This window comes from Oleiagrimonas sp. (assembly GCF_027858935.1).
Lineage (GTDB): Bacteria > Pseudomonadota > Gammaproteobacteria > Xanthomonadales > Rhodanobacteraceae > Oleiagrimonas.
This window is the reverse complement of the sequence record NZ_JAQIBU010000295.1, coordinates 1-6,177: the sequence shown is the minus strand read 5'-3', so window position 1 is coordinate 6,177 and position 6,177 is coordinate 1. Positions and strand designations below refer to the sequence as shown.

Sequence of the window (6,177 nt, the reverse complement as noted above, 5' to 3'; positions counted from 1 at the left end):
TTGCAGGCGTTGGTGGTGTTGACGAAGCCGTGCACGTCCAGCATCAAGGCCTCGTCCGCGCCGGCCTTCTCGGCGGCGATGCAGGCCAGGATGCAGTTGAGCTTGGAATGCGTGTTGAGCTTGGGGTCCTGCGTCATCGGCAGGCCCCGGACGTGCGGCACGGTGGCCAGCCGCACCGGGCGCGGCAGCTGCGGGCGCGAATGCTCCATGATGATCACGACTGTCGGCCCCGAGCGCGACAGCGACGGGTGCTGGAACGGGTGCATCTTCACGCCGCGCGTGACCATCAGCCGGGCATGCGCGTCGTCGTGCATCTCGTTGGCCGTGCGCAGGGCTTCCAGCGCGTCGAGCAAGGCGTCCCGGGTCATGCCGATGTCCAGGTCGATCGCCTTGGCGCCTTCGAACAACCGATCCATATGATCGCCGAGGAACGCCCAGCGTCCGTGATGCAGGCGCAGCCCTTCCCACACCCCGTCACCCATCAGGAAGCCGCTGTCATACACGCTGACCATGGCCTCGGCCTTGGGCACGATGCGCCCGTTCACGTAAATCAGGAGGTCCGTGTTGCGGGCGTCTTCTTCAGCCTGGTGGGTGGTGACGGGTTCGCTCATGCTTGGATACCGTGCGGGACAATCATGCGGGGCATGCGATTGCGGTCATGCCGTGGTGCACAGGTACGGTATCAAATTGCGCCGCCTTGTGGCGTGGATGTAGGCATCCCGGGCATGCGCGATACTGTCGGTCCCGGAGGGATGCATGCCGATGATTACTTATACCGACGACCTGGCCCCACAGCCGCTGGCGCATGCGCGTGCGTTGCCGGCGTGGTTCTACACGGACGCCGGCAGTGATTTGCTGGACCGCAGCGCGGTGTTTGCCCATGGCTGGCAACTGGTGGCGCACGCATCCGCGCTGAACCAGTCGGGCGATCACGTGGTCACCGAGATCGCCGGTGTGCCGCTGCTGCTGGTGCGTGGGGACGACGGTGCACTACGCGCGCTGCACAACGTGTGCCGGCATCGTGCCGGGCCACTGGCCACCTGCGACGGTCGCGGTGCGAAACGCCTGCGCTGCCAGTACCACGGTTGGAGCTACGCACTGGACGGGCAATTGCTCAGCGCCACCGAGATGGGCGAGGCTGAGGGTTTCGACGTTTCGGCCGTGCGCCTGCCCGAAGCGCGCGTGGCCGAATGGCTGGGCCTCGTCTTCGCCTGCCTGGACGACAACGCGCCGCCGCTCAGCGAAGTCCTGGAAGGGATCCGCGAGCGCATCGGCCCGCGCAGCCTGGAGCACTACCGCTTCCATCAGCGCGTGGTCTACGACATTGCGTGCAACTGGAAGACCTACATCGACAACTACCTGGAGGGCTACCACGTCCCGCACATCCACCCCGAGCTCAACGCGATGCTCGACTACCGCAGCTACATCGTCGAGACCGCGCCGTGGCATTCGCTGCAGTACAGTCCGCTGGAAAGCGGCGAGGGCTTGTACGGAAAGGGCGAGGCGCTGTACTACACGATCTGGCCCAACACCCTGCTCAACATCCTGCCCGGTCGCCTGCAGACCAACCGCGTGCTGCCGCTGGGCGTGGACCGCTGCCGCGTCACGTTCGACTACTACTACCCGCCCGAGGCCGACCCGGCCGAAGTGGCCGAACGCCACCAGCGCGACCACGCCTTCAGCGACCTGGTGCAACGCCAGGACGTGGACATGTGCGAGATCGTGCAGCGCAACCTGGCCTCCGGCTCCTACCACGCCGGACGCCTGAATCCGAAGCGCGAGGACGCCGTGCACCACTTCCAGGAACTGCTGCGTGCGGCCTACCGGAGGTACGCAGGCACGCGCGGCTGATCGAAGGTGCGGCGGGACGGGTCGCGATTGCGAAGGCCCGGCGAGGCAACGGGTCTGGTCCGGCGGCGTTTGCACGGGTGTAGGATGAAAGGGATGGCTTCCGACGACACGAAAACAATGCAGGCCATGGTGATGGACGGCGTTGGCGAACCGCTGCGTCGTCAGGAGGATCGCCAGGTACCCGAGCCGGGCGCCGGCCAGGTCCGTCTGCGCATCAGCGCCTGCGGCGTGTGCCGCACCGACCTGCACGTGGTCGACGGCGAGCTGGAACACCCCAAGGACGCCTTGATCCCCGGCCACGAAATCGTCGGCCGGGTCGACGCGCTGGGCGAAGGCGTCACGCAGTACGCCGAGGGCGACCGCGTCGGCGTGCCGTGGCTGGCCTGGACCTGCGGCGAATGCAGGTTCTGCTGCAGCGGGCAGGAGAACCTGTGCGAAAACGCGCGCTTTACCGGCTACCAGGTCGACGGCGGCTACGCCGAATACGCCGTGGCCGACGCGCGCTTCTGCTTCGCCATCCCCGACGTGTTCGACGACGAGGAGGCGGCGCCGCTGCTGTGCGCCGGCCTGATCGGCTACCGCGCCCTGCGCATGGCCGGCGATCCCGAACACATCAAGCGGCTGGGCCTGTATGGCTTCGGCGCCGCCGCGCACATCGCCGCGCAGGTGGCGCGCCACCGCGGCCAGGACATCTACGCGTTCACCCGTCCCGGCGACACCAAGGGGCAGGACTTCGCGCGTTCGCTGGGCGCCACCTGGGCCGGCGGTTCGCTGGAAATGCCGCCCAAACCGCTGCACGCGGCGATCATCTTCGCCCCGGTCGGCGACCTGGTGCCCGCCGCGCTCAAGGCCACCCTTCGCGGCGGCACCGTGGTCTGCGCCGGCATCCACATGAGCGACATCCCGTCGTTCCCCTACCGCCTGCTGTGGGAAGAGCGCGTGCTGCGCTCGGTCGCCAACCTGACCCGTCGCGACGGCGAGGAATTCTTCAAGATCGCCGCCGAGGTCCCGGTACGCACGCACACCACCAGTTTCGCGCTGGACCAGGCCAACGAAGCGCTGCGGCGGTTGCGCGAAGGTGAGATCGAAGGTGCGGCGGTGCTGCGGCCGTGATCCAGCCGCAAGTCGGCACCCACCCCTTGCCTCATGGTGTGGCAGGGCGGGGAGTCGCGAAGCGGCCAGTTCACTACTGCGCCTTCATCGAGAGAGTCAGGCCGAAGTCCCATCACCGGGGGCGTGAAGCAGTTTAGTTCGCCTTCGCCTCAGCGGCATGCAGGCGACGTACGATGGCCAGCGACCTGCTCACGTGCTGGTCCGGCGTCAGGTGATCAGCGCTGGACGAGAAAGAGGCCACGATCGTGCCGTCGGCGCCGATCACGAAGGTGGTGCGCGGGATGAACCCGTGGTGCACGGTCACGCCGCGCACGTCCTTCACGCCCGGCTGCGGAGGCATCAGCTTGAGCCCGTAGGTTGCGGCGATCCTTCCGTGGGGATCGGAGGCCACCGGGAACTTGCCGGCGCAGTACTTGGGATCGGCCGAGAACGAGTCCAGCCGCTGCAGGCTGTCGGCCGAGACACCGATGATGGTGGCGCCGGCGGCCACGAACTTGTCCTTCTCGGTGGCGAAGGTGTGCGCCTCCAGGTCGCAGCCACCGGTGTACGCGGCCGGGTAGAAATACACCACCACCGGGCCCTTGTTCAGCGCCTGCTTCAGCGAGAAGGTGAAGTTCTTGCCCGCCAGGCTGGCCTTGGCGGTGAAGTCGGGTGCCTTGGCGCCGGGCGCCAGCGCGGCCAGTGCGGGCACGCCCGCCAGCAGCACACCCAGGGCGCCGAACGCGACCAGCGCCAACCGATATCGTTTCATCTGTCCGATCCTCCGTTGGATGTGTAGAACGCCCCTGCATCTGGACAAATCACTTCATCCGGGCGTTGTTGATATGAGCCCAGAGTACGCATTCTGCCCAGTGTGCGCGTCGACCGGTGAAGATTGCGTGACCATGGCACGCGAGTCGATTACAGTCCCGGGATCCGAAAAGGCGGAGTCGTTCATTCATCATAGCAGCCTGCGCCCTTCGCGCCGGGCGTAGCCCGGATAAGGCATCGCCGCACCACGGGCACTCCCTTCGGTCGCATCCGGGACCGGCCGCAACGCGGCCCTGGTGCGCAGGAGGATTGCATGCATCCGCGTCCGGTGTTTTTTGCCCGGATGCGCTTCGCTTATCCGGGCTACGCGCTGATGACGTTCAGCGACGACTTCCGGATCATGCTGTCGCCACACGGCGTGCCGGATGACCTCGACAAGCTCATACGACAGACCGGATGCTTGCCGTTCCTGCAGCACCCGAGCTCGGGCCTCACCCGACGTATCTGAGTTGGCATCGTGAACATTGTTTCAAGCGCTGATCACCTGGCGCCGTTATTCATTGCGAGCCCTCATGCAGTTGGTTAATCTGATCCGACGCATATCGCCCGCGTTCCGTGATGAAGTGGCGAGAAGGGGAACAGAATGATCCATGTCGATGCTGCTCCGCGGCCCGTCCGCAGCAAGTTCATGCTCGTGGCACTAGTGACGCTCGCGGCGCTGTGCTGCGCGCCGTTCGGCGCTCACGCGGTGCCCGTACAGAAATTTCTCAACGGAAAACTCGCCTGGCGCAACATCGGTCCGTACATCGGTGGGCGCGTCATCGCTGTGGCCGGTGTGCCCGGCGAGCATAACGTCTTCTACATGGGCTCGGTCGACGGCGGTGTCTGGAAGAGCACGAGCTACGGAGCCCGCTGGCACAACATCACCGATGGCAAGTGGAAATCGGCCAGCGGCAGCGTCGGCGCCATTGCGATCGCACCATCGAACGCCAAGGTGATCTACGTCGGGACCGGCGAGTCGGATATCCGCGGCGACATGGTCACCGGTAACGGTGTATTCAAGTCCGTGGACGCCGGCAAGACCTGGAAATACATGGGTCTGCGTCACACGCGTACCACCAGCGCGATCGTCGTCGATCCGCACAATTCCAAGATCGTCTACGTCGCCTCCATGGGCCACGTGTTCAAGCCGAACGACGATCGCGGTGTGTTCAAATCCACCGACGGCGGCAAGACCTGGCGCAAGGTGCTGTACGTCAACGCCAAGACGGGCGCCATCGATCTGGTGATCGATCCGCACAACCCCAAGGTGCTGTACGCGACCATGTGGCAGGCGCGACGCGTACCGTGGAAACTGACCTCCGGCGGACCGGGCAGCGGGCTGTACAAGAGCACCGACGGCGGCGCGCACTGGACGAACCTTACCCGCAATCCGGGCCTGCCCCACGGCGTGCTTGGTCGCATGGGCGTTTCCATCGCTGCCAGCCATCCGAACATCGTCTACACGATCATCCAGGCCAAGCACGGCGGCGTCTTTCGTTCCAACGACGGCGGCAAGACGTGGAAACGCGTCAACCGCAACTGGAGCCTGCGCCAGCGTGCCTTCTACTACATGAGCATCTACGTCGACCCGACGAATCCGGACACGCTGTACGTGCCGAACGTCGACGGCGTATGGGTATCGCGCAACGGCGGCAAGGCGTTCTCGCTGCTGCACATGCCCCACGGCGACAACCATACCGTGTGGATCAACCCTCACAACCCGAAGATCCTGCTGGTCGGCAATGACGGCGGCGCGACGGTATCGAGCGACGGCGGCAAGAACTGGAGCACCGAGCAAAACCAGCCAACCGGCCAGTTCTATCACGTCGCGATCGACCACGAATTCCCGTTCAACGTGTATGGCGCGCAACAGGACGAAGGCTCATTCGAAGGACCGAGCGCGATGCCGGGCGGCGCGATACCGGTCTCCGCGTGGCACTCGGTCGCGCTTGGTGAGAGCACGTTCGTCGCCCCGGATCCCGGCAACCGCTACGTGACCTACGGCGCCGATTACTACACCCTCATGCAGCGCTACAATCGGATAACCGGCGCGCGCAAGTCCGTGAGCCCATCGCCCATCTACCTCGATGGCGGGGACGCGGCGAGAATGAAATACCGCTTCGGCTGGACCCATCCGATCTTCTTCTCGCCGAACGATCCGAAGAAGCTGTTCCTCGCCTCCCAGTACGTCATGGTCAGCGACGATGGCGGCCGCACCTGGAAGGTGATCAGCCCGGACCTGACGCGAAATGATCCGGCCACCGAGGGGCCGACCGGCGGTCCGATCGACCTGGACCAGACCGCCGCCGAAGTCTTCCCGGATATTTCCGCGCTCTCCGTGTCCCAGGTGGAGAAGAAGGTGATCTGGGCGGGCTCGCAGGACGGACTCGTGCATGTGACGGTCGACGGCGGCGAACATTG

At 65.6% G+C, this 6,177-nt stretch carries 5 protein-coding genes and 1 pseudogene; 4 read left to right on the top strand and 2 right to left on the bottom strand.

From position 1 onward, the window contains the following. On the bottom strand, positions 1 to 611 hold a 611-nt coding region (locus PF446_RS10840; protein ID WP_298071450.1), incomplete at its 3' end, for an aminotransferase class IV. Positions 612 to 756: 145 nt separating this feature from the next. On the opposite strand from PF446_RS10840, the gene PF446_RS10835 reads away from it, so the two are divergent. Together PF446_RS10835 and PF446_RS10830 are read left to right on the top strand one after the other, a co-directional pair. After that, positions 757 to 1,851 carry an aromatic ring-hydroxylating dioxygenase subunit alpha gene (locus PF446_RS10835; RefSeq protein WP_298071448.1) on the top strand — a complete coding sequence of 365 codons (1,095 nt, stop codon included), beginning with the start codon at positions 757 to 759 and terminating at the stop codon, positions 1,849 to 1,851. 93 nt (positions 1,852 to 1,944) lie between these two features. Next, positions 1,945 to 2,964, top strand: coding sequence for a zinc-dependent alcohol dehydrogenase family protein (locus tag PF446_RS10830; protein ID WP_298071445.1), 1,020 nt, complete (start codon positions 1,945 to 1,947; stop codon positions 2,962 to 2,964). A 133-nt stretch (positions 2,965 to 3,097) separates the two neighbouring features. Here the strand turns inward: PF446_RS10830 and PF446_RS10825 are convergent, their stop codons facing one another. After that, the gene (locus tag PF446_RS10825) at positions 3,098 to 3,715 is read right to left on the bottom strand and encodes a peroxiredoxin (RefSeq protein WP_298071439.1); all 618 of its coding nucleotides are present in this window, start codon (positions 3,713 to 3,715) and stop codon (positions 3,098 to 3,100) included. A gap of 312 nt (positions 3,716 to 4,027) precedes the next feature. Between PF446_RS10825 and PF446_RS10820 the strand changes: the two genes are divergently transcribed. Then, complete coding sequence (locus tag PF446_RS10820) at positions 4,028 to 4,222, top strand: hypothetical protein (RefSeq protein WP_298071437.1); 195 nt, start codon at positions 4,028 to 4,030, stop codon at positions 4,220 to 4,222. A gap of 180 nt (positions 4,223 to 4,402) precedes the next feature. Beyond that, positions 4,403 to 6,177: pseudogene (locus PF446_RS10815) on the top strand (hypothetical protein); the annotation flags it as partial.

Excerpts from the sequence above, each read along its gene's own strand:
- PF446_RS10835 (WP_298071448.1), top strand. The coding sequence starts at position 757 with ATGCCGATGATTACTTATACCGACGACCTGGCCCCACAGCCGCTGGCG.
- PF446_RS10830 (WP_298071445.1), top strand. The coding sequence starts at position 1,945 with ATGGCTTCCGACGACACGAAAACAATGCAGGCCATGGTGATGGACGGC.
- PF446_RS10825 (WP_298071439.1), bottom strand. The coding sequence starts at position 3,715 with ATGAAACGATATCGGTTGGCGCTGGTCGCGTTCGGCGCCCTGGGTGTG.
- PF446_RS10820 (WP_298071437.1), top strand. The coding sequence starts at position 4,028 with ATGCATCCGCGTCCGGTGTTTTTTGCCCGGATGCGCTTCGCTTATCCG.